At 55.3% G+C, this 26,589-nt stretch carries 23 protein-coding genes; 10 read left to right on the top strand and 13 right to left on the bottom strand.

Annotation, left to right across the window (positions count from 1 at the left end; all coding sequences use genetic code 11):
* The first annotated feature begins 77 nt into the window (after positions 1-77).
* From CA832_RS00115 to hemL, 4 genes are read left to right on the top strand one after another with little or no spacing between them, the layout of a single operon-like run.
* Positions 78-338 (top strand): hypothetical protein, encoded by a 261-nt coding sequence (locus tag CA832_RS00115; protein ID WP_317042250.1) that lies wholly within the window; start codon positions 78-80, stop codon positions 336-338.
* Entirely contained in the window at positions 335-1,237 is a 903-nt protein-coding gene (locus CA832_RS00110; protein ID WP_198944423.1) for a 1-aminocyclopropane-1-carboxylate deaminase/D-cysteine desulfhydrase, read from the top strand. The genes CA832_RS00115 and CA832_RS00110 overlap by 4 nt, the downstream gene beginning before the upstream one ends.
* A complete protein-coding gene (locus tag CA832_RS00105; RefSeq protein ID WP_088339532.1) occupies positions 1,234-2,055 on the top strand; it encodes a glucosaminidase domain-containing protein in 822 nt (273 codons plus the stop codon). The genes CA832_RS00110 and CA832_RS00105 overlap by 4 nt, the downstream gene beginning before the upstream one ends.
* Position 2,056: 1 nt before the next feature.
* On the top strand, positions 2,057-3,340 hold the full coding sequence (gene hemL, locus CA832_RS00100) for a glutamate-1-semialdehyde 2,1-aminomutase (RefSeq protein ID WP_088339531.1): 1,284 nt from the start codon (positions 2,057-2,059) through the stop codon (positions 3,338-3,340).
* 7 nt (positions 3,341-3,347) lie between these two features.
* Here the strand turns inward: hemL and CA832_RS15080 are convergent, their stop codons facing one another.
* The 4 genes from CA832_RS15080 to CA832_RS00080 all read right to left on the bottom strand — a co-directional run bounded on the left by CA832_RS15080 (position 3,348) and on the right by CA832_RS00080 (position 6,513).
* Positions 3,348-3,923 (bottom strand): hypothetical protein, encoded by a 576-nt coding sequence (locus tag CA832_RS15080; protein WP_088339530.1) that lies wholly within the window; start codon positions 3,921-3,923, stop codon positions 3,348-3,350.
* A 67-nt stretch (positions 3,924-3,990) separates the two neighbouring features.
* Complete coding sequence (locus CA832_RS00090) at positions 3,991-4,431, bottom strand: hypothetical protein (protein WP_143542313.1); 441 nt, start codon at positions 4,429-4,431, stop codon at positions 3,991-3,993.
* 97 nt (positions 4,432-4,528) lie between these two features.
* Positions 4,529-4,693, bottom strand: a complete 165-nt coding sequence (locus CA832_RS14970; protein WP_158211858.1) for a hypothetical protein — start codon at positions 4,691-4,693, stop codon at positions 4,529-4,531.
* Between the two features lie 389 nt (positions 4,694-5,082).
* Positions 5,083-6,513, bottom strand: a complete 1,431-nt coding sequence (locus CA832_RS00080; RefSeq protein ID WP_088339527.1) for an SLC13 family permease — start codon at positions 6,511-6,513, stop codon at positions 5,083-5,085.
* A gap of 149 nt (positions 6,514-6,662) precedes the next feature.
* On the opposite strand from CA832_RS00080, the gene CA832_RS00075 reads away from it, so the two are divergent.
* Positions 6,663-7,511, top strand: coding sequence for a tetratricopeptide repeat protein (locus tag CA832_RS00075; RefSeq protein ID WP_088339526.1), 849 nt, complete (start codon positions 6,663-6,665; stop codon positions 7,509-7,511).
* Here CA832_RS00075 and lysS read toward each other — a convergent pair.
* A complete protein-coding gene (lysS, locus tag CA832_RS00070; RefSeq protein WP_088339525.1) occupies positions 7,501-9,192 on the bottom strand; it encodes a lysine--tRNA ligase in 1,692 nt (563 codons plus the stop codon). The genes CA832_RS00075 and lysS overlap by 11 nt on opposite strands.
* 214 nt (positions 9,193-9,406) lie before the next feature.
* Between lysS and CA832_RS00065 the strand changes: the two genes are divergently transcribed.
* Positions 9,407-10,312 carry a hypothetical protein gene (locus CA832_RS00065; RefSeq protein ID WP_088339524.1) on the top strand — a complete coding sequence of 302 codons (906 nt, stop codon included), beginning with the start codon at positions 9,407-9,409 and terminating at the stop codon, positions 10,310-10,312.
* 46 nt (positions 10,313-10,358) lie between these two features.
* Here CA832_RS00065 and CA832_RS00060 read toward each other — a convergent pair whose 3' ends face one another.
* Both CA832_RS00060 and CA832_RS15275 read right to left on the bottom strand, forming a co-directional pair.
* Positions 10,359-10,904, bottom strand: a complete 546-nt coding sequence (locus CA832_RS00060; RefSeq protein WP_088339523.1) for a thioredoxin domain-containing protein — start codon at positions 10,902-10,904, stop codon at positions 10,359-10,361.
* A gap of 93 nt (positions 10,905-10,997) precedes the next feature.
* Positions 10,998-12,047 (bottom strand): helix-turn-helix transcriptional regulator, encoded by a 1,050-nt coding sequence (locus tag CA832_RS15275; protein ID WP_088339522.1) that lies wholly within the window; start codon positions 12,045-12,047, stop codon positions 10,998-11,000.
* 88 nt (positions 12,048-12,135) lie between these two features.
* Here CA832_RS15275 and CA832_RS00050 point away from each other — a divergent pair, with 88 nt between their 5' ends.
* Genes CA832_RS00050 through lipB form a run of 3 tightly spaced genes read left to right on the top strand, consistent with a single transcriptional unit; the run spans position 12,136 to position 13,766 of the window.
* Positions 12,136-12,291 (top strand): YqaE/Pmp3 family membrane protein, encoded by a 156-nt coding sequence (locus CA832_RS00050; RefSeq protein WP_088340701.1) that lies wholly within the window; start codon positions 12,136-12,138, stop codon positions 12,289-12,291.
* A gap of 20 nt (positions 12,292-12,311) precedes the next feature.
* Positions 12,312-13,037, top strand: a complete 726-nt coding sequence (locus CA832_RS00045; RefSeq protein ID WP_088340700.1) for a hypothetical protein — start codon at positions 12,312-12,314, stop codon at positions 13,035-13,037.
* A 33-nt stretch (positions 13,038-13,070) separates the two neighbouring features.
* Positions 13,071-13,766 (top strand): lipoyl(octanoyl) transferase LipB, encoded by a 696-nt coding sequence (gene lipB, locus CA832_RS00040; protein ID WP_088339521.1) that lies wholly within the window; start codon positions 13,071-13,073, stop codon positions 13,764-13,766.
* Between the two features lie 11 nt (positions 13,767-13,777).
* Here the strand turns inward: lipB and CA832_RS00035 are convergent, their stop codons facing one another.
* The 6 genes from CA832_RS00035 to CA832_RS00010 form a co-directional block, all read right to left on the bottom strand.
* Complete coding sequence (locus CA832_RS00035; protein WP_088339520.1) at positions 13,778-14,485, bottom strand: TapB family protein; 708 nt, start codon at positions 14,483-14,485, stop codon at positions 13,778-13,780.
* Between the two features lie 5 nt (positions 14,486-14,490).
* Positions 14,491-15,849 (bottom strand): OmpA family protein, encoded by a 1,359-nt coding sequence (locus CA832_RS00030; protein ID WP_233131666.1) that lies wholly within the window; start codon positions 15,847-15,849, stop codon positions 14,491-14,493.
* Between the two features lie 105 nt (positions 15,850-15,954).
* Positions 15,955-18,405 carry a hypothetical protein gene (locus tag CA832_RS00025; RefSeq protein WP_088339519.1) on the bottom strand — a complete coding sequence of 817 codons (2,451 nt, stop codon included), beginning with the start codon at positions 18,403-18,405 and terminating at the stop codon, positions 15,955-15,957.
* 29 nt (positions 18,406-18,434) lie between these two features.
* Positions 18,435-19,031 (bottom strand): ribonuclease HII, encoded by a 597-nt coding sequence (locus CA832_RS00020; protein ID WP_088339518.1) that lies wholly within the window; start codon positions 19,029-19,031, stop codon positions 18,435-18,437.
* Positions 19,032-19,069: 38 nt separating this feature from the next.
* Positions 19,070-19,783, bottom strand: coding sequence for a hypothetical protein (locus tag CA832_RS00015; RefSeq protein ID WP_088339517.1), 714 nt, complete (start codon positions 19,781-19,783; stop codon positions 19,070-19,072).
* Positions 19,780-24,054 carry a thrombospondin type 3 repeat-containing protein gene (locus CA832_RS00010; protein WP_088340698.1) on the bottom strand — a complete coding sequence of 1,425 codons (4,275 nt, stop codon included), beginning with the start codon at positions 24,052-24,054 and terminating at the stop codon, positions 19,780-19,782. Before CA832_RS00010 ends, CA832_RS00015 begins: the two co-directional genes overlap by 4 nt.
* Before the next feature lie 168 nt (positions 24,055-24,222).
* Between CA832_RS00010 and CA832_RS00005 the strand changes: the two genes are divergently transcribed.
* Positions 24,223-26,208 carry a putative porin gene (locus CA832_RS00005; protein ID WP_088339516.1) on the top strand — a complete coding sequence of 662 codons (1,986 nt, stop codon included), beginning with the start codon at positions 24,223-24,225 and terminating at the stop codon, positions 26,206-26,208.
* Positions 26,209-26,589: the final 381 nt, after the last annotated feature.

The following is a 26,589-nucleotide window of genomic DNA, read 5'->3' as shown; positions in this document are numbered from 1 at the left end:
TAGTTTTCAAGCACTTCTTTTATCGGAATTATGTAGGCCTTACCCTATGGCCCTTTATATTTCTAAGGTCGCCGGCCTTGCGTCAGGATGCCGTGCTGATCAATCACGAGCGGATCCACCTCCGGCAGCAAGCCGAATTGCTGGTGGTGTTTTTCTACCTCTGGTACCTGGTGGAGTGGTTGTTGCGAAGCCTGGTATACTTTAGTTTCTACAAGGCATACCGGAATATATCCTTCGAAAGGGAGGCCTATGCCCGGGAACGGGACAGGGATTACCTGGGTAGCCGCAGGCCCTACCAATTCCTTTCGTATCTGACTAAGGCACATCTACCCTGTTGAAAGCCAGGACTGACCCGGTACAACTGGACGAAGCCACAGCCCGCGGGGTTACCCTTTCTATCCGAAGGGAAGACTTGCTTTTCCCTGAGGTTTCCGGCAATAAATACCGAAAACTCAAATACAACCTCCTGGAGGCCAAGGCCAGGGGCTTTAACCGTCTGCTTACCTTCGGGGGCGCCTTCTCCAACCATATCCACGCCGTTGCAGCTGCAGGCGCAGCAGCGGGAATGGAAACCATCGGGCTTATCCGGGGGGAAGAACTGGCCCGGGCCCCTTTAAACCCCACCCTTTCCGACGCCAGCGCATGGGGGATGCAGCTTCATTTCCTTTCCCGCGGCCAATACGCCCGGAGAAACGACCCTGGGTTCCGGGAATCCTGTTTGGAGCGTTTTGGCCCGGCGTACCTGCTTCCGGAGGGGGGGACCAATGCCCTGGCCCTCAAAGGGTGCGAGGAAATCCTGCAGCCCGGGGATTCCGATTACGACCTGATTGGCTGCCCGGTGGGGACGGGGGGTACTCTTGCCGGCTTGTCCCGTGCCGCTGGCCCGGGCCAGCGCATCCTGGGGTACAGTGCCCTGAAAGCCCCCGGACTGGAGACGGAACTTCGCCTCTGGGGAACCCCGGAAAACTGGATCCTTATCCAGGACGATCGGTTCGGCGGGTATGCCCGGATAGATACGCAGCTGGTCGAATTCATCAACGCATTCAGGGAGCGCACTGGAATCCCCCTGGACCCGGTTTATACAGGGAAAATGGTTTTCGGCGTGCTGGAGGATATACGGTCAGGGCGTATTCGGGAAGGGAGCCGGGTACTGCTCATCCACACCGGGGGGATGCAGGGCCTCCGCGGGATGAACCAGAAATTGCAGAAAAAGAACTTACCTTTGTTGCTACTATGAAAAGGATGCTGATTTGCGGGTTGCTCCTGGGAGGGTTGCTTGCCGGTTGCGGAAGCAAGAAGCGGAGTTTGGCCCAAAATGTCAAAACCGAATCCCCTGCAACAAAGGAGGCTTCCCAGGGCGCATATCCCATGCCGGAGGACCCCGGACGCTTTGTTTTTGTCTCTGCCAATTCCCCGGAGCACTACATCCGGATGTTTTCCGATGTGGCCAAATCCGAGATGCGCACCTACGGCATCCCTGCGAGTATAACCCTGGCCCAGGGCTTGCTGGAAAGCGGCTTTGGAAAAGGTGAGCTCACGCGCAAGACGAACAACCACTTCGGCATCAAGTGCCATACCGGGTGGGAAGGGGATTACGAACGCCACGACGATGATGAACGGGGGGAATGTTTCCGCAAATACAACCACCCGATGTACTCCTTCCGGGACCATAGCCTGTTCCTGACCACCCGTTCCCGCTATGCTGCGCTTTTTGACCTGGACCAGGACGATTACAAGGCCTGGGCCAGGGGTCTCAAAGCTGCGGGCTATGCCACAGACCGGAAATACCCCCAAAAACTCATCCAGATTATTGAACGGTACCAACTCTACCGCTACGACGAGGAGGTACTCGGCCGGCCAGGCCGCGGGTCGCTTATTGCCAGTGCCGCCGGGGAATACGAGATGCACCGGGTGCAGGCCGGCGATACCCTCTACGGGATTTCGCGCCGGTACCGTATGACGGTGGACGAACTCATGCGGCTCAATGAATTGGACAGCAACCTTATATCCGTAGGCCAGCTGTTGAAGGTAAAACCCGAAAACACCAGAAGATAATATGCGCTACCAGCGAAGCAGTGCCTTGTTTCAGGAGGCCAACCAGGTATTGCCCGGAGGGGTTAACTCCCCGGTGCGGGCATTTAAGGCGGTAGGGGGGACCCCGGTTTTTGTAAAGGAAGCCAAAGGGGCTTATTTCTGGGATGAGGATGGCAACCGGTATGTCGATTATATCGCATCCTGGGGGCCACTGCTTTTCGGTCATGCCCATGAGGCGGTCCTGGAAGCGGTTGTAGTGCGGGCCAGAAAGGGGACCTCCTTCGGGATTCCCACCGCCCTGGAAACCGAGCTGGCCCAATTGGCCGTTTCCATGGTGCCCAACATCGACAAGATCCGGTTTGTAAACAGCGGAACGGAGGCCTGTATGAGTGCCATCCGTTTGGCCCGCGGGTATACGGGGCGCGATAAGATCATCAAGTTTGCCGGGTGCTATCACGGCCATGCCGACGCCTTCCTGATCCAGGCCGGCAGCGGGGCCGTAACCTTCGGGAGCCCCAACAGCCCCGGGGTAACCGCGGGTACCGCAAAAGATACCCTCTTGGCCCGGTACAACGACCTGGAGAGCGTGGATGCCCTCCTGGACGCCAATAAAGGCACCATTGCAGCCATAATCCTCGAACCTGTAGCGGGGAATATGGGTTGTATCCCGCCCGAGGCGGGATTTCTGGAAGGCCTGCGCGAGCGGTGTTCCGACCAGGGGATCCTCCTTATTTTCGATGAGGTAATGACCGGTTTCCGCCTGGGCCGGGGCGGGGCACAGGAAGTCACTGGTGTCCGTGCCGACCTGGTCACCTTCGGAAAGGTCATTGGGGGAGGTTTGCCTGTAGGCGCCTTCGCGGCTTCTGCGGAAATCATGTCCTGCCTGGCCCCTGAAGGGCCGGTTTACCAGGCGGGGACCCTGAGTGGCAACCCGCTGGCCATGAGTGCCGGCCTGGCCATGCTCCGCAGCATAGAGGCCGACCCGGAAGTCTTCACCCGCCTTGGAGAGAAAACGGCCTACCTGCACCAAGGCCTGGACCAGGTGCTTTCTGCAACCGGGCGCCCGTACCAGATCAACCGGTTTGGTTCCATGATTTCGGTGCACTTCACGGAGGTTCCCGTAACGGATTTTGAAACGGCAGCGAGCGGTAACAACCCTTCTTTCAAGGCCTATTTCCACGGGTTGCTGGACCGCGGTGTTTACCTGCCTCCAAGTGCTTTCGAGAGTTACTTCCTGAACGATGCCCTCAGCTATGAGGATCTGGACTTTACCATAGCGGCAGCGGCCGAGGTCCTCGCGGTCTGAGCTAAGATCAGGATTGCGGGAGTATTTTGCGCAATTCCCTACTGTATTCTTTTTCGAGGATTTCAGCACGGTCCTTCTGGGCCCTTGCTTTCTTGTCCGGGTATTGGCGGGTGAGCAGTGCCCGGGCTTTGTAGTATTTCTTGCAGGCCTTTAGTAATTCGCGCTTGTCTTTGTCGGTTTCAATGCCGTATTGCCGGGCCAAACGCTGGCTTTCTTCGACTGCACGCAACTCGGAGGGGTCTGAGGGTGCTTCGGAGAAAACATCCTCCAAATCGTCCTTATCGTTATCCTTGTCCCGGTCTTTGTCTTTGTCCCGGTCCTTGTCCTTGTCCCGGTCTTTGTCTTTGTCCCGGTCTTTGTCTTTATCGCGGTCCTTGTCCTTGTCCCGGTCTTTGTCCTTGTCTTTCTTTCCCTTTTTATCCCCTTCGGAGCTGCGGCGGGACTCTTTCTGGGTTTCCTTTCCCTTTACCCGGTTCTCCGTGGCAGTTGGGGTACCCTTACCACGTCCCTGTTGCTGGGCCCACAGGTCATGGGTGCTGAAAACAAGCAGGATAAAAAACAAAAAAGCGGTTAACGATTTCATAGGTAGCCTTTTGGGTTAAACGCATAGGCATGGGAAATCGTATAAAAAAACAGGGCAATGCCCTGTCTTATTTACCGTGATGCCCCTTTTGGCGCCGGTGTTCTTTACGGCCTTTTTTCCGGTGCTGGTGTTTCTTCCATTGGTCGAATTGGGCCTCCGACAGGATTTCCTTCAGGTCGCGCTCAAAGGCAATCCTGTGGTCCAGCCGGGCGTTCATATGGGCATACCGTGCTTCGGGATCGGCCTTCGCCGTAGAGTCCCGGTTTGCCTTGCGGGCTTCATGGGTTTCTTTCCGCCATTGAAACTCGGTTTCCAGCAGGGCCTTGACTTCTTTTTGCTGACGATCATCCAGGCCCAGGGCCAGGGTCATCCGCTTGCTGTGGAGGGTGGCAGCCTGTTCGGCACTCATTTCCTTTCCGGGGTGGTTTCCGTGGCCCGGACCCGGGCCCCTTTGGGCGTTCAGGCCCAATCCGGCCAGAACCATTACGGCCATTAATGCTTTTTTCATCATGTTTACGATTTTAAGATTATACCCTTAAGAATCGAAAAACCCCTGATCGTTTAATCCGATACAGGGGTTTTGGCATAGAATTAACACGGAGGGGTCAGAGGGCCTGCTCCGCTTTAACCGGGGAATCTGCCTCGGCCAGGACAGGAGTGTTTTTACTCTGGTGTTCCTTAGCGCTATCCGGGATGACGTGGTAATAGATAACGGCACTGATCGCAAAAAGGACCAGATACAGCAGGCTTTTGATTTTGTAGGTGTTCATGATATTCGGGGGTTTTGATAGGAATAAAGATAGCAGCACAAGAGGTGAGGTGTGGCGAAATGTTGTCAAAAACGGGTTCCGTGTGGTTAAAAGGAGGATGCCTGTGGTAAAATCGGGATCGTGCAAGGCCCTATTTTCGGGTCTTTTTACCGTTTATCCGAAAAAGGGCACCTATGGTCCTATACGGGGTTTTTATGCCCGGGTTCCGGAAACGATAAATAAACGTTAATTCATAGGGAATCCTGTAACAATGCCGGGGAACTGCCGTCTATAGTATTGAAGCGATGCCAGTTAGGGCATTGAACTTTCCGAGTGACAGCATTTTCTCATTTCTGTCAGTTATTTGAATTAGTCAGCTGCAAAACCCTTGTTCCGCAAGGGTTTTGTGTTTAGAATAGGAGCGGCACCACAAACTGGAATACCAGGACCAGCAGGAGGATGGAAATAAGGTTCAGGACAAACCCCACCCGGGCCATCTGGTGTACCCGGATATACCCGCTGGCAAAGACAATTGCGTTTGGCGGGGTCGCCATAGGGAGCATAAAGGCACAACTACTGGCGATAGTTACCGGAATAAGCAGGTAAAGGATAGGGATCTCCAGGCCCATGGCTATTCCGGCTACCACTGGGGCCAATACAGCCACAAGGGCCACGTTGCTCATCAGTTCGGTCATAAAGAGCATGAGGGCAATTAGCAATACGGCGGTGAGCAACACGCTAATTTCGCTGCTGGCGATGGCCGCAGATACCAGGTCTACCAGCCCGCTGGCCGACATGCCGCGCGCCAGCGCCAACCCACCCCCAAAGAGCATCAGGATACCCCAGGCCAGGCGGGTGGTATCTGTCCACTCCAGGATAAATTCCCCCCTGCCCCAACGGTAGGGCCAGGTAAAGAGCAGAAGGGCGCCAAACATACTAATGGCCGTATCGGTCAGTCCCAGCCCCGGGATCAGGTGGTTGATCAGGGTGCGGAAGATCCAGAGGAAGATGGTAATGCCGAAAATGAGCATCACCCGTTTTTCCTTGCCGTCCGGGGGCCCCAGTTTTTTCAATTCGTTTTTGATAACGTCCCGGGAGGCAGCAAATTGGAGCCCTTTGCAGGGAAACATCCACTTGACCAGCACCAGGTAGGAGACCCCGATCAGGATCACCGAAATAGGAAGGCCAATAGTCATCCAGCGCAGGAAGGAGATTTCAATCTGGTATTCGTTTTCCAGCAACCCGATCAGTACCGAATTGGGTGGGGTGCCAATGACGGTGGCGATTCCCCCGGCATTGGCCGAGAAGGCAATCCCCAGCATAACACTCAGGGCAAAATTCCGGTCCTTTTTGGTAAAACCATCGGCGTCGTCCACCAGCAGCCCGATTACTGAGAGGGCTATGGGCAGCATCACCACCGTACTGGCCGTGTTACTGATCCACATAGACAGGGAAGCCGTTGCAATCATAAACCCCAGGATCACCCGCTGCGGGCCCGTTCCGGTGCGGTTAATAATGGTCAGGGCAATGCGTTTGTGCAGGTTGACCTTTTCAAGGGCCAGGGCCAGGACAAAACCCCCGAAGAACAGGAAGATGATGGGGCTTCCGTAATTGGCGCCCACATCGGGCAGGTCCATGACCCCCAGCAAGGGGAAGAGCAGCAGGGGCAGCAGGGCGGTCACCGAAATGGATACGGCCTCGGTAATCCACCAGAGGACCATCCATGCAGCCACAGCAAGGACCCTGTCTCCATCGGCCGACACCAGGTCGCCCGGCAATACCATTAAAATCAGGAAAAGGAGGGGCCCTGCCAGGAGCCCGATCATTTTGGGTCGCTCCATGGATCGGTTTTAGGCCCTCTAAGCTACTCTTTTTTTTGGATTGGCAGCAACCCGGTGGGGTTCCCTAACCCGGGGTGGGCTTTCCCTCATTTCTGGTGGTGGTGTCCTGTTTTTACTGGCATATTGGGGTAAACCAACACCCTGGTACTATGAAATATTTTTGGATTCTACTGATGGGGTTTACAGGTGCATACACCTGGGCCCAAGAGGGTACCCGCACCGAGGAAACATGGTTCGACGACCTGGTAACCGCCTATTACGACGGGGAGTATTGGACTGCTCTTATGGGTTTTGAACGGTTTATGGAAACCTACCCGGGTTCCGAATTTCGTCCCCGGGCCGAATTCAACAGGGCCTGCCTGCTCCGGGAGCTGGGCAAACCGGACCAGGCAATCGCCGCCTTCAAAGCCATTATGCGCTCCGATTTTGACGAATACGAGCCTTATGGGGGGATAATGGAGCAATACGCACTGTATAAGAACCGCAGCGCGGGTCACCTGGCGGAACTCTATCTGGAACTCGAAGATTATGACCAGGCGGCTGCTTACGTGTACCAGTACGACAAGGTATACCCCTATCAGCACTTTTGCGGAAATGAGCTTTCGGCCAATGAGATTTTTACCGCCACCCTTTATGCCCGTGTGTACTACGGGCAGGGAAAACCCAGGAAGGCTATCGAAAAATTGCTTCCCCATGTGTTCTACAACGGGCTGGCGGGAAATGCCCAGGTGCTTGAACTCCTTGAAATATATCTGCCGCAGACGTACAGCCGGGACGAAATGGTCGCAGCCCTGGAACAGGCCATATCCGATTTCAGGCCCCAGGGCAAGGCCTCAGGGACCCTCAAACTGTTAGGGGTTAAAATCCCGGTATACGAATACGCCTTCTACGATTGGCATAACCCGTTGGAAGAAGAAGTAGAGGGGCTTAGCTGGAAAGGAAAACTCCCGACGCTGCTGAAAAACCATCCTGTGTTCGGGCGGTACCTCAGCCTTTGAGTTTTGCTATTAGGCCAGCTTCGGTATTTTCGACCTGGAACAGACCTTTCTTGCTCAGCGCTTTGGTAGCCTTATCCCATTTTTTATTGCTCAGGCCTGTTTTCTCCTTGAGTTCGGAAAGGTCCATTTCGCCCACGGGTTTCAGCAGGGCCATGACCGCCTTTTCCTCCTCGCTGAGTTCCACGGGTTTGGCCTCGGGTTTCATCTGCGGGAAAAAGAGGACTTCCTGGATGGAAGCGTTATCGGTCAGCAGCATCACCAGGCGGTCAATCCCGATTCCGATCCCGGAAGTTGGGGGCATCCCGAACTCGAGGGCCCTCAGGAAATCCTGGTCTATAAACATGGCTTCGTCGTCCCCTTTTTCGGAAAGCCGGAGCTGGTCCTCGAAGCGTTCCCGCTGGTCTATGGGGTCATTCAGCTCCGAATAGGCGTTGGCGATTTCCTTGCCGTTCACCAGCAATTCGAAACGTTCGGTAAGCCCGGGTTTGGAGCGGTGCGCCTTGGTAAGGGGGCTCATTTCCACGGGGTAGTCTATAATGAAAGTGGGTTGCACATAATGGTGTTCGCAGCACTCTCCGAAGATCTGGTCGATGAGTTTGCCTACACCCATGGAATCGTCCACTTCCAGGTCGAGCTTCCGGGCTATTTCCCGCAGTTGGGCCTCGTTCATCCCGGCCACATCGTATCCGGTATGTTCCTTAATGGCCTCCAGGATGGGGACACGGGGATAGGGAGCCTTAAATTCGATGGATTGTCCCCAGGCGTTTACCCGGGTACTGCCATTGGCCTCCAGGGCTACCTGCTCCAGCAGCCGTTCGGTGGTTTCCATCATCCAGTGGTAGTCCTTGTAGGCCACATAGAGTTCCATGACAGTGAACTCGGGGTTGTGGGTGCGGTCCATCCCCTCGTTGCGGAAGTCCTTGGCAAACTCATATACGCCTTCGAACCCCCCCACGATAAGCCTCTTGAGATAGAGTTCATTCGCTATTCTCAGGTAGAGCGGTATGTTCAGGGCATTGTGGTGGGTCACGAAAGGGCGGGCTGTGGCACCCCCAGGAATGGGCTGCAGGATAGGGGTCTCCACCTCCAGGTACCCCATCTCATTGAAAAAGGTACGGATGGTATTGGTAATCCGGGTCCGTTTCTCGAAGGTTTCCTTTACCTGAGGATTTACCACCAGGTCCACATAGCGCATCCGGTAGCGGAGTTCGGGGTCATTGAACTGGTCGTACACCTTGCCGTCTGCATCTGTTTTGGGCAGGGGCAGGGGTCTCAGGGATTTGCTCAGCAGTGTAAAGTGGCGTACCATGATGGTCCGTTCCCCCACCTGGGTGGTGAATAGTTCCCCCTCAATCCCAATAAAATCCCCGATGTCGAGCAATTTTTTGTAGACCTCGTTGTAGAGGGTTTTGTCTTCCCCCGGGCATATTTCATCCCGGTTGAAATAGAGTTGTACGCGTCCCGTGCTGTCCTGTAACTCGGCAAACGACGCCTTCCCCTGAATGCGTCGGGACATCAGCCTTCCGGCCACCGTAACCTTCTGCCCTTCGGCATAGGTTTCCTGGATTTCCCGGGAATAGGTATCCACATGGTACTGGGCGGCAGGGTAGGGATCAATCCCCAATTCCCGCAATTGGGCAAGTTTCTGGCGCCGTACGATTTCTTGTTCGCTGAGTTGCATGAGAAATAGATTTCAGCCGCAAAATTAAGCTATTTAAGAGAAAGATGGGGCGGGGTGGGAAGGGGGAGGCCATGATAAAAATCATAGGTGATTTGCACCCATTGGTTTCCCTTTGTGGGATATATGCAGGACCCGGCCCGGCTAAGGTCCGGGTTCCTTTTGACTAACTACAAGGACGGGGTAGCTTATACCCGGTCCGATAAAACGATTTCTGATGAAACATTTGGTTCTTGTTTTCTCCTTATTTATTACATTTCAAACTACCCTAACCGGGCAGGACCTGGCCCCTTATATCCAGGTGGCCGACATCCAGGGTTCGGTAGCCGGGGTCTCCCAGCAGGTGAATGACGCCCTCAATGATGCGGGTTTTGAGGTGCTTGGAACCTACCAACCAGCGGGGAGACAGGCCTTGAAAGTCATTGCGTTTACCCGGAACGATTTAAAGAACACAACCATCCGCGTGGCAGACCGGGGTGCCCTGGGGGCAGTACTGAAAGTCGGGTTGGTTTCAAACAACGGCCGGGTTACCGTCTCCTACACGAACCCGGAGTACCTGCATCGGGCCTACCTGCGCGAAGCCTATGCAGCCCACGAGGCATCCCTCGTGAAATTTGCCCGGGACCTTAAGGTGGCCATGGGCCGGGTGGGCCCGGACGCCACCCCGTTTGGGGGAGCCATCGATGCCGATAAGCTCGGGAACTACCATTACAAGATCATGATGCCTTACTTTACCGACCCGGTTACCCTGGGCACATTTAGCTCCTTCGAGCAGGGCCTTAGCGTGATTGAAGCCAACCTGAAAGCGCGTAAAGGCCATACCGTGGAGGTATACAAACTGGTCTTCCCCGGCCGCGAAGTGGCGGTCTTCGGGGTGGGTCTTATGAGCCCCGAAGACGGGGAAGCCCACTTCCTGTCCAAAATCGGGGAGGCGCACGCGGCTGCCCTGCCCTATGAGATTATCCTCCAGGGGACCGAAGCCACCATGTTGCACGGCAAGTACCGTATAGCCCTGCACTGGCCGGATTTGACCATGGGGACCTTTATGAAGATCATGAGTACCCCCGGAGACATCGAAGACACCCTGGAAGGCCTTTGCGCCCCGGGGAACACCAGCCTCTAAGGCCTCAACCCCAACCCGCTACGGGGAAGGAATCAGATACAGCCCTTCAGTCCCTCCAGGGGACTGAAGGGCTGCATGAGAGGATGTCGCAAAGATCCAGTTCCAGTCCCATTCTGGGGCGCTCCACGATCCGGCCAACTTCCCTGCCAGTTCGCTGAAGGATGAAGGTTGGTACCCTAAGGATGTTCTTTCCGCGTTCTTCCCCTCCCGGACTAGTCTTATAGGTGGGCCTGCGCCGGTCCACCGCTACGAGCTTCAGACGGGACGGGGGAAATCCGGCTTCGTCCAGAATTTTTAAAAACCGGGGGACCTCGCGCCTACTGTCTCCGCACCAGGTACCCAGGAACACTAGGATCTCCACATCGTGCAACAAGGGTGCCAGGCTTTGGACAAGGGCGGGATCCGGCGTGTAGGCGCGGTATCCCGAATGAAACCAGGACCCATACGGTGGGTCCTGTAGCCTATGGCGGCCAATAGCCCCCAACAGGAAACGGGACCCGTCTGCCATCTGCACTTCATCGGGTGCGACCTGGCCGAGCAGCGGGCTGAGTGAAAGGATTACCAAAAGGAAATGGCTGATAATAATCTTCATGGGTTTGCATTTTTGATGCCATGAAGATGCCCCGGTATGGAGATACCTTCCCCATTCCGGGGGTATGGGATTGGTACTAGAACCCCGGTGGAATTATTCCTGCAACCGTTTTTTAAGCTCGTCCCGGTTACGGACCCCCAGTTTCTTGTACAGATTGTTGATGTGGGTTTTAACCGTGCTTACACTAATGAAGAGTTCCGAAGCGATTTCCTTATTTGAGGCCTCCTGGAGAATGCCGCGGGCAATGCGTTTTTCCTGGGCTGTGAGCTGCTCCAGGGGCGCGGTAGTACCTGCCGAAGGCCTCCTGCGCCGGGCAACCAGGTATATATTGGCGCCCATGGAAGCGAAAAGGAGCCCCCCAAGGAGCCAGAGCGTCTGCGGGCTATCCTGGGATGGCGAAACTCCCGTATTTCGGTCGGCTTGCAATTCAAGGCCATAGAGGCGGGTAAAGGGGGCTTCGGGATAGCGCTCCTCCAACCTTGCCGCGAGCTTGTCGTAATACGGATTGTAGGCGAGGTCTTCCAGGAAAAAGGCCCGGGTCTCATTAGCCCGGTCTGAAAGGAAGGAGTAAATACTGAGTTCGGTGAGCGGTTCCTGGCTGTTCTCCCCGAATTCCTGCAAGCGCCTGAACCAGCGATCCATATTCAGGCGGGTACCGGCCCGGGTGGGTACCTCCATTAAATCGAAGGCCATTTCCTCCTTGAGGCGTTCGACCTCCAGCAGGTCCCCGCTGGAGGAATTGGTGGATTGTATTTCGCAAAAGATCTCCAGATCGAAGGAAGGGGGCAGCACCAGGGTGTCCTGGTTATGAGCGATAAAAAGCAGGGATTTATAGCCCGGACAATGCTGCAGGATGTGCCCGGGTTTGGAACCGGATACTTCGCAATCATCCAGGTGGATGCGGTAAATCCGGTTGTCCCCGCTCAGCTGATCGCCCGCAAAAGCAAACCGGCCTTCGGGGTCTGCCCATTGCTGGCCGATGATCTGGTCCGCATAGGGCCGTCCCATCTTTCGATAGTCCTCTACCAAGGACAGGTAGACCGCTTTACCCCCGTGCTCCTGGCCGAGTTCACCGGAAAAATGGAATTGTCCGAAACACGGGAACCCCGCTATCCCCAATAGAATTATGAGTCCTTTTTTCATGCGCTACCGCTCTGGTGAATAAATGTATCAAATTTGTAACGAAACGCCTTTGGCTGCGACCTATGGGTATGAATGGAAATTGGATATAATGGGATGTTTCCGGGTGTTACTGGCTGTTTTCTTTCCGCCCTTATCTGTGCTGGACAAGGGTTGCGGTTCCGTCCTTATTGTCTTACTTTTAACCCTTTGCGGTTGGGTGCCGGGAGTTATTGCGGCCCTGATCATTCTGAACAACCCTAATTGATGCCCGTGAAATCCATTCGAATGGGAATACTGTCGCTGGTGGCGATAGTATTTGCCTCCTGTAACTTTACAGAAGAGATCTACCTGAGTGAAGATGGTTCCGGATCCGTAGCCCTGAGCTTCGATGGGTCGGAACTGATGTCCATAACCGGAGAAGAAGGGGAGACCCCCGGGCAGCAAGCCATGGATTCGGTCATTTATTTCTCCGATATCCTGGCCGAGAAGAAGGATAGTATCGCCTCCCTCCCGGAGGCAGAGCAACAGCGCCTGGCCAAACTAGAGCCCTATCGGATGCATATGAAGGCAGATCCGGAGGCCAAGTCTTTATTCTTCTCCCTGGAACGCGACTTTACGGATATCGGGGAAATTCAGGACTCCTTTAATGCCTTCCAGGATGCCAGTGCCCTGGATCCGGACGACAAGGAATCCCCTATGACCGCCTCCACCGAGTTTTACCAAAGTACCGACGTCGCTTTCAGCTATGGAAAGGGCCGGTTTTCCCGCCGCGCCTTCATAACCGACTCCGTGCTCCACCAGCAGCGCATAGACAGCCTGGCCGGTACCGAAGCGTTTTTATCCGGCTCCACCTATACCCTTAAAATCCATTTTCCGAGGAAGGTCAAATCCGCCAACATCCAGGAGGCTACCCTAAGTATGGACGGCAAAACCCTGATTCGGGAAGTGAGCTTCATGGAGTACCTGAAGAACCCCTCCCTGCTGGATATGGAGGTGGAATTGGAAGATTAGGTTAGCCGCCCCGCGGTTACGTATCTTTGCCGCATGAATAAAACGGTGGACATCCGGGAACTGGGGTTCCGGGACTACAAGGAGACCTGGGAGTATCAGGAGCGCCTATTCTCCGACCTGCTTCAGTTGAAGTCTTCGAACCGCAAGGCAGATCAGCCCCAGCCTACCCCCAATTACCTGCTATTTGTAGAACATCCCCATGTGTACACCCTCGGAAAAAGCGGGGATAGGAACAACCTGCTGGTTCCCGAAACTGTATTGGCTGAAAGGGGCGCCACCTTCTACCACATAAACCGGGGGGGCGACATTACCTACCACGGGCCGGGCCAGATTGTGGGGTACCCCATCCTGGACCTGGAGAATTTTTTCACCGACATTCATAAATACCTGCGGTTCCTTGAGGAAATGGTTATCCTCACCCTGGCGGATTTTGGCCTGAAGGGGGAGCGTTCCCCCGGGGAGACCGGGGTATGGCTCGATGTGGGCACCCCCCAAGCCCGGAAGATCTGCGCCATGGGGGTCAGGGCCAGTAGGTGGGTCACCATGCACGGGTTTGCCCTGAATGTGAATACGGACCTAAGCTATTTTGACCTTATGGTACCTTGCGGGATACGGGATAAAGGGGTGACTTCCCTGAGTGCCGAGCTTGGGAGGCATACCCCGCTGCAGGAAGTTAAAACGAGGCTTTTACACCATTTTATGACCCTTTTCGAGGCCCGACCCGCCTGATCCCAATAGGCTTATCCGGAAATGCCGCTGAGCTCCATCCGGCTGGTTAGTTTACCGCTCTTGTTGTAGCTCTCGCTTTTGACCATCCCAACATCCGGGGCAATCCAGGTCCGGGTGGGAAAGTTCTGGTTGGCCATCATCATTTTCGAACGGGTGTCGCTGTAGATCACAAAACACTCAAAGCTGCCGGCGGCGGTGGTAACCGTCTCCTTTTTTTCCACTTTCCTGCCCGTGACCTCTACCTCCATTTTCATATTCATGGCTCCCATGTCGATGGTCATAGTCACCTGGGAGTCGGGCAGTTCCATGCCTACCTCCAGGTTGTTGGGCAACTCCATGTCCGTTCCGGTTATCTCGGCTTCCATCTCGCCGTATTGGTCCAGCATGGGCCCGGAAAGCAACGACTGGTAGTCTATGCGGATCACACTCCCATTGCAGGTCATGCCATAAGAGGTCTCGTAGACTTCTTTGCCCTTGGCGTCGCTGAAGCCCATATGGACCTCCGCCTCAAGGCCTTCAGAGGTCTCCTGAACATTGCGGAATTCCTGCCATTGGGTGCCCTCCACCTTGTCCTTTTTGTCATAGAGGGTATATTCCAGGCGTACACCTTCCTTCATGGGATAATAGGTACTGCAGGCCTGGGCCATGCCCTTGCCGGAGGTCAAGGCCGCCAGTATAATCAAAAGGGCAGATGGGGTGAAGAAGAAGTTGGTTTTCATGGTACTTATAATTTGATGAATTCTACACGACGGTTCTGGGCTTTTCCATTAGGGCCGGCGTTTTCGGCAACGGGCTCGGACTCGCCCTTTCCGGCTACTTCCAGGCGGTCCCCGGAGACATTGTAAATGGAAACCAGAGCGTCCCTTACCGCGGCTGCCCGGGCTTCGGAGAGCGCTTGGTTGGCCGCTGCTTCTCCATCCGAATCAGTATGTCCTACAATCTGTAACCGTATCCCGGAATCCTGCTGTAATACCTGGCTTATTTGCCGGATAACCCCCATGGAGGCCGGCTGGAGGTTAGCAGAACCCGAATCGAAAAGGATGGCATTGGTGGAGATCTTACCCTCCGACAGGAGCTTGCGGCGAAGGTCTACACCGCCCTTGGCTACTTTGAAGTTCGAGATCAGGATATTCTCGACACCTTCCCGCAGCCCATTGGTGTTGATTTTGACCGCTTTAAAATCGGAGTTTTCCGGGATAAAGCGGGGAACGTCCACAAATTTGGTTTCATTCACCCACAACCGGTAGCGCGAGCCATTTACGGCTATGGAGATATGGGCTCCGTCCAGGATGGCTTGCCGAATATCTGCTTTGACATCGCTGTTAATGCTGGACCCGTCCCTTGGGGTGAAATTGCGGAGGGCCATGGAAAATACGGTGTATTGCCCCACCGGGATGCTAACGCGTGCCCAATGCCCGTCCATGTCGAAAGTCTTGGTTTCACTCAGGTGTACGGTGATACTGGCGGTGGAGGAGGTTTGACGGTCTACCCCGTTTACCGCGATATCGAATTCAATGGTGTAATCCTCGGGTAAATCCGGGACATCAGGGATGTAATAAATACTATAGCCATGTACGGTTTTAAGCCAACGCTGGGGGCTATTCCCCAAGGTCACCACTTCGCCGCTCCCATTGGTATTCCACTTTGCCGGGAAATCCCCGATAAAATCGTCCCCGAAATCGTCATAAAACAAGAGTTCATCGCCAGGTACAAAGTCGAACTTACTGTAGATTTCCAGGGATTTCGGGCCGGTAGCAGGGCTGCCAATGGTTCCATTGGTATTCCCGCCTGAGGACTCGGGGGATTGCCCTGTGCCCGCTCCATTGCCTCCGCCATTGCCATTAGGGGTGTCCCGGGGGACCGGGTTTTCCGGGGACTTGGAGCCGGGCTCCAGGATACTGTCCAGGGCCTGGTCTGTTTTTTTGCTGGACTCTTGTTCCACACGCCTTTCCACGGTGCGCTCGGCGGCTTCTTGTGCTTTCTTGCCCAGTTTTTTCAGGAATTGCGCTTCGGCACCGGAGGTAGCCAACAGGCACAGCCCCGCCACCAGAACGGTCCGGAGCACGTATTTGTTCATTTTCATCTTGTTTCTAATGATTTGACTCCCTTAAAGATAGCGATCTCCGGTAAATGGCAAATACCAATTGTGTGCCCTGATCCGGGAATTGTACATCTGGTACTGATAGGCTTACCGTTGCAGGCGGTACACTGCCACGGTACTGTCGCGGAAACGCACCGCAAGTTCCGGATTCCGATCGTTATCCATATCGGCCATATCGGGCTGTCCGTTTCCTTCCACCGGGAAACCTGGCAAGGCTGCGGCATTGGAGCGGAAGAGGAAGACTTTCTGGCTTTGGATGTCGGTCACCGAAACATAAATAATATCGTTCAGGTAGAAAATCTCTGGGGCCGTATAGACCCCTAAGTCCAGTTCTGCCCGGTTCCCTTTGACCTGGAAGATATTGTCGTTCATAACCGCCAGGGTCCTGGCCGTGGCGAAGATCCCGTGGTCGGCATTCAGGTTCATGGGGGTACGCGAAACGCGCCCGGACGGATCGATGGTTACCAGGTGGCCCTCCCGGTCTGTGAAGGCGAAGGTGTTGCGGTAGAGGTAAACCCCGTTTTGGGAGAAATTAAAGGTTTCCTTAACCCGTACGCGGGTGTCTCCCACCCGGTTGCGGATTTCCAAACGCCCGTCTTCAAGGGCAAAAACCAGATAATCCCGGGAGCCGATGCGAAAATGCCGTGCGGGACCCAGAAGAGGGCTGCCGGCATCCCGGTACTTGAAGCCTCTAACCGCACGTCCCTGCCCGTCGTACATCAGGATGTTAGACCCCTGTGAGAAGACCAGCCGATAGTTTCGCGTGCCCTCGTAATCGAAAACCGCAAGGGGTCCCAGGTTCCCGCCTTCAAATTCCAGGGGGAAAGGAGCAACTCTTTCCCCGTTGCGGTCCAGCACCACGAGCCGGTCCGGGAGGTTGAATGCCATTTGCAGGCGGTTGTTCCTGTACAGGTCCACTTGGTGGATGGTTCCCTGAATGGGTCCCGGAAGCTCTTTTTTCCAGAAAAGGGACCCGGTATTGGAGAATAGATAGAACTGGTTGTTGTCGTCCTGGACGGCAATATCCATTTCCCCGGTCCGGTGGTTTTTCAGGAAAAAGGGCCCGGCCTGGACACGTCCGTCCAGGGGCAGGCTAAGTACCTGGCTGACCCCTGTGCCACCACCGGATGGGTCGTCTTTTTTACGGAACTGGTACTCCAGCAGGTCGAAGGCCTCTGAGCTGTTGAGCTGGGCGGTAAAGAGATAGGTTTCTGGTAAGCGGGCGGCGATGGCTTCCGGCAGGTACAAGGCGGCTTCAGGATTGGTGAGCGGGTCGGAAGGGGCAGCCTGGGAGCCCATTGCCATTACCGTTGCACTACTCGGAAGGTACTCGCGTAAGGACTGGTAGGCCGGGGTCTCCAAGTAGGTGTTTTTCCGGTTCAGGGCACTTATGGCGTTTTCCAGGCCCTCCCGGTCTGTTGAAAAGATGAAATGGCTGCCCATCCGGGCATACCAGGTCCATTGGGGTGCCTCATTCAACAAGGGTTGGAATGCCTCCTGTAGGGCCTGGTCCGATTGCAGGCTGTAGAGGGCGGCCGTCTGGAATTCAGTGCCTTCCCCCTGTTGGGACCTGAAGACTTCAGAGAGGTTATCCGGGTTTAGCGCCCTTAGAACCAGGTAGGGTTTGCCCTCCCAGGAATATCGCGCCAGTTGCTCTACCCCTTCGGCCAGGGTGTTTTGGGGGTTTTCATGGCCCAGCAGCCCCCGCTGGTTTTCCAGGAACTGCCCTGGGTCCAGGAGGGAGTACCCTACCAGGGAGGTAGCTCCTGAGGGGGTTACCTCCAGTAGTTCATCCAGGGGTAATACGGGCGCTCCCCTGAAGAGTTTGCGGTTGTCCCAAAGGCTATCCGGGCGTATCTCCAACCCCTGTACCAAAAGGGCGTCCGATTCCATTTTCAGGTCAAATGCCGTCCACGGCTCCATCCGATCTGTTATGGAAGGAGGTATTTTTCCCTCCAGCAAAACCTCCAGGGGGTGGAGGGCGGTCCGGGGGTAGACCAGGCTGGCGGCCGCCTGGTTGTTGGTGGTGCGCAGTGCTTTTTTCAAGCCCCCGCTTTCGGTTTTTCCAGAGGATATAGCTTGTTCCAAAAGGACCTGGGAGGTGCCGACCATGCGCCATTTGCCCACGCGCTGCGTGAAGAGAGTAGTGCTGTCTGGCAGCATCCAGGCCGGGGGAGTAGGCCCGGTCTCCTGCCCCAGGCTGTCCGGACGGACCATTCCCGGCTCTTCGAAGATGGCGACCCACCCCAGGGCCGTGTCCCTTTCCCGGGTGAAGGCCACCAGAGCCGATTCCCCAAAGTCTAGTGGAAGGACTTGTTTGTGGGCTATTTCTATTGGGGAGGCGGGATTGCCTGTGCGTAACTGTTCCAGCAGGGAATTGTTCTGCAGGGCTGACCGCAATGCGTCACTGTGGTGGATTCGCAAGACCAAAAGGGTCGATTCCGGGAGGTAATCGGAAGGGTCTGCGGCTTCCGGCACTCCTTCCCGGCAGCCGGTAAGCCATACCAAAAGAAACAGGAATAAGGCAGGGAGCCTCATGTGTTTGGGCTTTATGACAAATGTACGGGCTAAAACCGGATTTTCAACTGCTCCGGGAGTAGCCGAAAACTCTTGCGGTGGTGCGGGGTTGGCCCATAGCGCACCAGGGCTTCCCGGTGCTCGTTGGTGGGGTAGCCCTTATTGCGGTCCCAGCCATATTCCGGGAACTGTTGGTGGAGACGGGCCATATAGTGGTCCCGATCCGTTTTGGCCAGGACGGAGGCCGCTGCGATATTCAGAAAACGCCCATCCCCCTTTATCAGACACTGAAAGGGAATATCCCCAAGCGGTTTAAACCGGTTCCCGTCTACCGCGATGGCCCTTGGAACGGGATCCAGTTGCTTCAGGCAGCGGTGCATGGCCTCTATAGAGGCATTCAGGATATTTATCCGGTCTATGGTGGCTGGTTCCACATGGGCTACGGCCCAGGCCAGGGCCTCCTTTCGGATAATGGGGGCGAGGGCTTCCCGCTGGGCCGCACTGAGTTTTTTGGAGTCGTTCAGTACCGGGTGGAAAAAGCCTTCGGGAAGGATGACCGCTGCTGCCGTTACCGGACCGGCCAGGCATCCCCTGCCGGCTTCGTCTGTGCCTGCTTCCTGGAGGCCGTGATAGTATGGGTCGAGCATGGGCCGACGGTTCTTGCTTCAGGAAAAAAGTATCCTAACTATTGCACCAGGAATTCGAATAACTCCGAATCCGTGGCATTGCCCTGAAGGTCTGTTGTGCGTACCACCCAATAGTATGGTGTGCCTGAGGAAATCGGGACTTCCAGTTCTGTTTCCACAGTAGACCCTGCCGTTGGGAGGTCTGCCGGATCGGTACCGAAGAAAACCTCGTACGCTGAAATGTCGTCGTCTGCGTCCGCCCCTTCCCACTGGAGCAGGACCGTGCCACTGGCATTAATATGGGAACCCCGTTGGGGGAAGATGGCACGGGCCGGGAAAGGAGCGTAGTTCTCAAACCCGGGACCTTCGTTGTAAAAGCGCCAGGTAGGGCTTTGGGCCGTTTGGTTGATGCCGTTGGCCCTGGAAACCACGTACCATTCATAGGGTGTCCCCCGGTTGACTGTCACCGCTGCTTCATTGGTATTGGCAGTAGCAGTTACTTCTTCGTTCGTATTGAGGTCGCGCAAAACCACCTGGTACGAATCGGTGTTCTGGGAGGCGTTCCACTGGAATGTGATGCGGCTCCGGGTAGCGCTGATAACCACCCCTTCGGTACAGGGAAGGTTGTTTTCCGGGAACACCAGGGAGGCTGCCGTAGGCGGCTGTTGCCTGGGTTGCGGTTCCGGATCCGGGTCTTCCCCTCCGCTGTCTCCCCCGCCGCAGGCAGCCAGGAGCGCCATCATCAAAATCAGGATTCCCTTTTCTACTTTCATCTCTTCACGATTTTATAAATCTGCAATGTATTGTCGGTCCGGATATTAAGGATGTAAACCCCCTGCGGGAAGCCGCTCATGTCGAGCCCGGTTTCCCCTCCATCCACAGGGCTTTCCTTGGCAAATACCCGGGTCCCGTTAAGGGTATACAAGGAAAGCATTACCTGCTGCGGTGTCTGTTCGCCCAGATACACGCTGAGCCATTCGTTCCCTACAGGATTTGGATAAATCAAGGGTTTGGCCTGCAGGACGATGGTGTCCGTATAAGCGCCCTGGCAGCCGAGTTCGGTGCGCACGGAAAGGCTGTTGCTCGGTTTGTCCAGCGGCAGCCGGATGCTGGTCTGGGAGGTGCGGTATTCCCTTCCGTTCAGTGTAATGAAGTACTCTTTGCCCCCTTCCAGCTGCAGTTCCACTTCCTGGGACAACGAACTGATTTTGGCACTAACTCCTAAAGCTTCAGGTTCGGTAACCGAAAGGTTGAAACACTGCTGGTACCCGGCTTGGCCTTCCACTGTGATGCATAGCTGGTAGCCCCCGGCTCGCAAGTCCTCAAAGGCTGCGGCATCGGTGAAGGCCTGTTGGAGGGTTTGCTGCCCGCCGGTAAGGGTGGCGGTATAGTTCAGGGCCTGCTCGGCCTCTATCCGGATGGAGCCGTTATTGTTTCCGATGCAGGATTCTCCTGTGGTCTGAACCAGGAAATTCGAGATGGGCAGAGTAAATACCTCACATCCGTTTACGTCTACGGTGGCTCCCGCCGGGGTATCCGAACAGGCATCAGTGGCGTTGGGCACGCCATCATTGTCTATGTCCGGATCGCAACTATCGCCCAGGCCATCGCCATCCGTATCCTCCTGCCCCGGATTCGGGGTGAGCGGACAATTGTCCTCGGAATCCACTATGCCATCGTTGTCGTCGTCGTTGTCGCAGGCATCGCCCAGGCCGTCCCCGTCGGTGTCTTCCTGGCCGGCATTGGCAATGAGCGGGCAGTTGTCGTCCACATCGAGGATACCGTCATCGTCATCGTCATCGTCGTCAATCGGGCTGGTTACCCCAAGGTCGTCCACCACGGCGCCTTCCTCCACCACCAATGGGTCGGAATGGAAAACGATCCGGAACATAATATTGGTTTCCGAGGTGAGGTCTGTTTCGCCCAAAGCGGCATTTTGAACAAAGTCATAGGCGTACTCCGTCATGGTGGCATTGGTGCCGGTCCATTGGGCGCCCGGGCAATTCTGGCAATCGTTGTCTGCCCCGGAACTGGCGTTGGTCCTGTCGCTGTTATACCAATTGGGCTGGCTGTTCACACTGCCCAGTACCTGCCAGTTGGTGCCACTGTCTGTGGAATACTCCACATAGACGACGTCGAAATTGATTTCCAGCTCATAAGCCATATTAAAGCGCAGCACCGGCGCCAGCAGGCTGGAGAAGTCATAGCAGGGAGTCACCAGGAACGACCGGGTGGCATTGTTGTGGTCCCCGTCCAGGTTGGTGGCATAGACCTGGGTACCGGAGGCGGCCTGGTTCAGGAGGGTCCCTGTGGGAACACCCCGTTCCCATTCCGAACCTTCCCCCACGGCGTTATAGGTAACCAGATCCGGGGACCCGGCTTCAAAATCGTTTTGCGCATTGGGTTCCCCCAGAGCATTCACAAAGAAGCGCACCTGGCCGGAGTTGTTATCTGCAAAGGCATCGCCCTGAACGCTCACATCGAGTTGCAGGAGGATTTCCCCCCCTGTGGAAGCATCGATGGAGGGCAAGCTGAAGGTGCCTTTGGCCCCGCTTGCCAGGTTGATGTCCTGTGTAAATTCCTGGGGTGTTCCCCCGTTTATGGTATAGCTCACCAGGACTTGCGAAATGGGATCCTGGCCCAGGTTTTCGACCTCTACCTCGGGGCTTACCGGCCCGCAGCTTACAAAATCGGCTCTGGGGGTAACAGTAAGCAGGCGCACGTCGGCCTGTGGTACCTGCACCGGTATGGGCGATTGCCAGACCCCGCGGCCATAGGTGGAAGCGGTAATGATACCATCGTCCAGGTTGATGTCCAGGTCGCTGACCGCAACGCTTGGAAGGCCGGTGAAGTAATCCTCCCACTCGGTGAGGGTGTCGTCAATGCGGTATACGCCAAGGCTGGTTCCTACATAGACGGGGTTCTCAGAGTGCCTGCCCTGGTGGACCACGGAAAAGAAGGCCTGGTCGGTGGGCAGGTTCCCGGTAATATCCTCTACCTGGGCATCCCCTCCTATAACGGTTACCTTATACACGGCCCTACCTCCCGGCTGGTTCGACTCCGGGGTACCTACCCGGTCGGAGGTCACCACATAAACGATGTCGTCATTATCCGAATGGATGGCGATATCGGCGATAACAGTCCCGAAAAAGGTGAGGGAACTAAAGGTTTGCCCGCCGTTGGTGCTCCGGTAGAGGTCATCCCCTTCCGCGGCATAAAGGATCTGGTTGTTGTTTTGGGAAACCTCAAGATCCTCGATGCCCTGGCCCAGGGCAGAGGAAAGCTGTTCCCAGTCATTGCCATTCAGGCGGTACACGGCATTGTAACCGGCATAGACCTGCCCGTCCCCGTCAATGGCGAGTGGCGTGATCCAGTTCCCCTGTATCCGGTCTCCGTTATCGTTAAAGGGCGCGCCTACCTGCCCGATGGTTTGCCCGGAGTCAGTGGAAATATTCAGCACCCCGCCAAATTGAATAAAGCCGTACACAATTGAGGCATTGCCCGGGTCGATGACATTGTCCATCCCATCGCCCCCATGGTAGTTGTTCCATTGGGTTCCGCCCAGGATTTGCCCTCCGTTATCCTGCAACCCCCCGATCATGATTTGCGGGTTCTGGGGGGAAACCGATAGCCTGTAAAACTGGCCAACGGCAATGCCAGCCGAGTAGTCCTGGAAGGTCTGCCCGCCGTCTTCTGTTACATACAACCCCCCGTCGGTGCAGGCGTATAGTTTGTTGTTGAAGAACTTCAGGGTGTGGATATCTGCGTGGGTATACGCGGGGTCGTTGATAAACCATTCGTTCAGTTTACTGAAACTGTCGCCACCGTCCGTGCTTTTCCAGATGTTCAGGCAACCCATGTAGAGCTCATCGGCATTGGTCGGGGAAACCTCCAGGGCCAGGTCGAACCAGGCCTGGTTGGATTCCATAATGTCCTCGTTATTCAGGGTGCGGGTGAAGTCCTCCCCGGAGTCCGTAGATTTAAAGAGGCCCTGAAACTCAAAGTCGTTTTGGAAGGTTGCGGCGCTTAGGATGTAGACCACTTCCGGGTTGGCCGGACTCACCCCCAGCACAAGCCGCCCTGAGTTGGCGGGCAGGTCGTTGTCAATGATGCGGGTGAAGGTTTCCCCGTCGGTGCTCTTGTAAAACAGGCTGTTGGTTACGGCATAAACCGTATTGGGGTCCCCGGGCTTCAGCTTGAGGTCCTTTATGTTGCCGCTTTGCTTCTGTTCCCAGGTAACACCGGCATCTATGGATTTGAATAGGCCCGTGTTGGTGGCTACCCAAAGGATGTTGGAGTTCGTGGGGTCTATGATGATTTCATTCATCAGGGACGATATGTCTGTATTGTCCGGGTTGAGTCCCGTCGGGGCCCAGGAGGCACCCCCGTCTGTAGACTTGAAAACCCCAACGCTGTAAGAGTCTGCAGCGTCGTCGTCCCCGGTGCTGATATAGATGGTATTGGAATCGTTGGGGTCAATGGCAATACCCGAAACCCCGATCTGTGGGAAATCGTCGAAAAGGTTGGTCCAGCTGGCCCCGGCGTCGGTGCTTTTCCAGATACCCCCTGCAGGGGCGCCTACATACCATATGTCCGGGTTATTCGGATCTACGGCTATGGCGTTGGTCCTGCCTACCCCGGGCAATTGCCCCGGAAAAATACCGGGTGCAAAAGGCCCCACGGAACTCCAGTTGCTAATGGGGTTGGCAGCAAAGGAAGACCGGAATGCCTTGCGTTCCCAGCTGTCCCAAAGGTCTTTTGCCGAGGGGACATATCCCTGCTTGTCCTGGTAAAAACGCCAATAATTCTCCCAACGCTTAAAGGGTTTAAACCCGCTCCCGCGGGCCTGCCAGTCCCGGTCGGTCCAGTATTCCTGGAAAGCTGCCGATAATTGGTCTATCGAATAAACGGGGGAAGCCAGTTTGGCTGTGTTCTGCCCTTTGGTGTCTTTTTCCAGGAGCTGCATGGAAGGCGCGCTTGGGTTGTACTGGGCGCGCAGCACCCCTGCTGCCAACAGGCAGAAGAGTATGAGATAGCGGTTCATACCAATTTTTTGCTTAAAGATGTAAAATTTTAACCTATCGGCCAATTCATCCGTTAAAAGGTTGATTTCTATCGGCGAAGGCACTGTTGGTTTTTAGCCGAGCCCAATCTAAAACTTTCACATATACTTCACAACAAAAACGATACCTTTGTCCGGAAGACAATGCCCATGCGCCTTTTATTACTGCTCTTCCTGGTCTTGTTCCTTCACCCGGCCCTGGCACAGGATTCCCTCCCGCCACCGTTGAAACAAAAACAGGCCCTGCCCCTGGGCAAAGAGGCCGGACGTGTACCCCAGGGCGGGAAGCAGCCTGCATCGGAAATTAGCATTGCCGATTACAAGATCATCTCGCATGGGCGGGATACCACGGTGCTGGACACCTCCCTCACCATTGCCAAGGAATACCGGTATAACTACCTGCGCCGGGACGATTTTGAGCTGATGCCCTTTTCCAATGTGGGTCAGCCTTATAACCGATTGGGCAGGCAGCCCAACCGGGTAAAGCCCTATCCGGGGATGGGGGCCCGGGCCAGGCATTTCAACTACCTGGAAACCGAGGATATTCAATACTACAATGTAGCCACCCCTCTTACGGACCTGTTCTTCAAGACTACCTTCGAGCAGGGACAGCTATTGGATGCCATGCTTACGAGCAACTTCAGCAAACGAAGCAATGTGTCCATAGCCTATAAGGGGTTCCGTTCCCGGGGCAAATACCGCCAGGATGAGGTCACTTCCGGCAACTTCAGGGCCACCGCCAATTATGTCACGGCCAATGGCGTCTACCGTTTCCGGGCGCATATTGCGGCACAGGACATCAAAGGACAGGAGAATGGGGGGCTACTGGACAAAGAGGAGCAGTTTGAATCCGGCAACCCGGACTTCGACGACCGTTCCCGTATAGATGTGGTTTTTAACAACGTCCAGAATGAGCTCAACGGGAAACGGTATTACCTGGACCACCAATTCCGGCTGCTGGGCAACGGCACAGACTCCACTGCCGCTACGGCGGGGATGTATCTGACCCACCGGTTCGAATATGAGTCCAAATGGTTCCAGTTTTCCCAGAATAGCAATACCACGGGGTATTTTGGGGACCTGATCCTTACCCCGGTCAAGGACCAGGCTTATTCCAAGACCACTTACAACCAGCTGGGCCTCTTATGGGACAACAAGGTCCTGGGCCGGCTGGAAGCCAGCCTCGGGGTCCTGGATTACAACTACTACTTCACCAGTATCCTGCAAACCGAAGCCGGGGTGATTCCCGATCGCCTGGACGGGCAGCAGTGGCTTGGCATGGCCTCCTGGGTAAAGGACTTCGGGCTATTCCAGCTCGATGCCCGCGGCGGGCTGGGCCTCTCCGGGGACCTCACAGGCTCCTACCTGGATGCCGGACTTTCCATTCCACTTGGGAGTCGCTACCAGTTCCGGGCAGGGCTGCACCACAGGGCGGCCAAACCGGAATTTAATATGCTGCTCTACCAATCCGACTACCTGAACTACAACTGGGATAACAGCCAGGGGTTCGAGAACCAGCAGGTACAGAGCCTAATGGCAGAACTGCGCTCCGATTTCTGGGGAACGCTTAAGGCCCAGGTGAGCTCCATGGACAAGTACTCCTATTTCGCTTCTGATGCCAGCGCCGAACAGATTGCGGAAGGGCAGGAGCGGAGTCTGATCCGCCCCTTCCAGTTCGGGGAGCGGATCACCTATTTGAGGCTTCGTTACGAAAAGGAGCTTCGTTGGCGTAAATGGGCGCTGATGAATACCCTGCTTTACCAGGAAGTGGACCAGGCGGAGGATGTATTTAATGTACCTACCCTGGTAACCCGCAATACCCTGTATTTCTCCAGCGACGTTTTTAAGAAGGCCATGTTTATTCAGACGGGGGTTACCCTGAAGTATTTCACCGAGTATTACATGGATGCCTACAACCCGCTCCTGGGCGATTTCTATGTGCAGCAACGGGAGAAACTGGGCGGCTTCCCCATGCTCGATTTCTTTATCAATGCCCGCGTGCGCCAGACGCGCATTTACCTCAAGGCGGAGCACTTCAATTCCTCCTTTTCAGGGAACACGTTTTACGCCGCCCCCGGCTACCCGTACCGGGATTTTGTGATCCGTTTTGGGTTGGTCTGGAACTTCTTCTCCTGACCTATCTGCCTTTTTTGGGATAATACCCGGAAGATTTCTTTCTCCTGATTACCAATCAATTGGAGGTTTCTGACTTTTGAATATTGATGTAAAACTCTGATTATCATCGTATTGTTGATTTAAGAAAGTTTTAGAAAAAATTTTTTCCAGAGGGGTTTGTGGAACCAAAAAAACCATCATATATTTGCAGCCGCTTTCAGGCCGAGAGGATATGAGAGTGGGGTAACGAGAGGGCTTAGGTCCTGGGTTACCGGAAGGTCATTGACATATTGACAGACAGCAAGCCTCTACCTTTAGCGGGGTAGGGGACTTGGTAAGTACAAACAACATCCGTCAAGGAATATTAAAAAAACCTGGACCGAGTTGGGAAGGCTTTTTTGT

The organism is Robiginitalea sediminis, assembly GCF_002198115.1.
In the GTDB taxonomy this organism is placed as follows: domain Bacteria; phylum Bacteroidota; class Bacteroidia; order Flavobacteriales; family Flavobacteriaceae; genus Robiginitalea; species Robiginitalea sediminis.
This window is presented reverse-complemented; position numbering and strand designations above follow the sequence as displayed.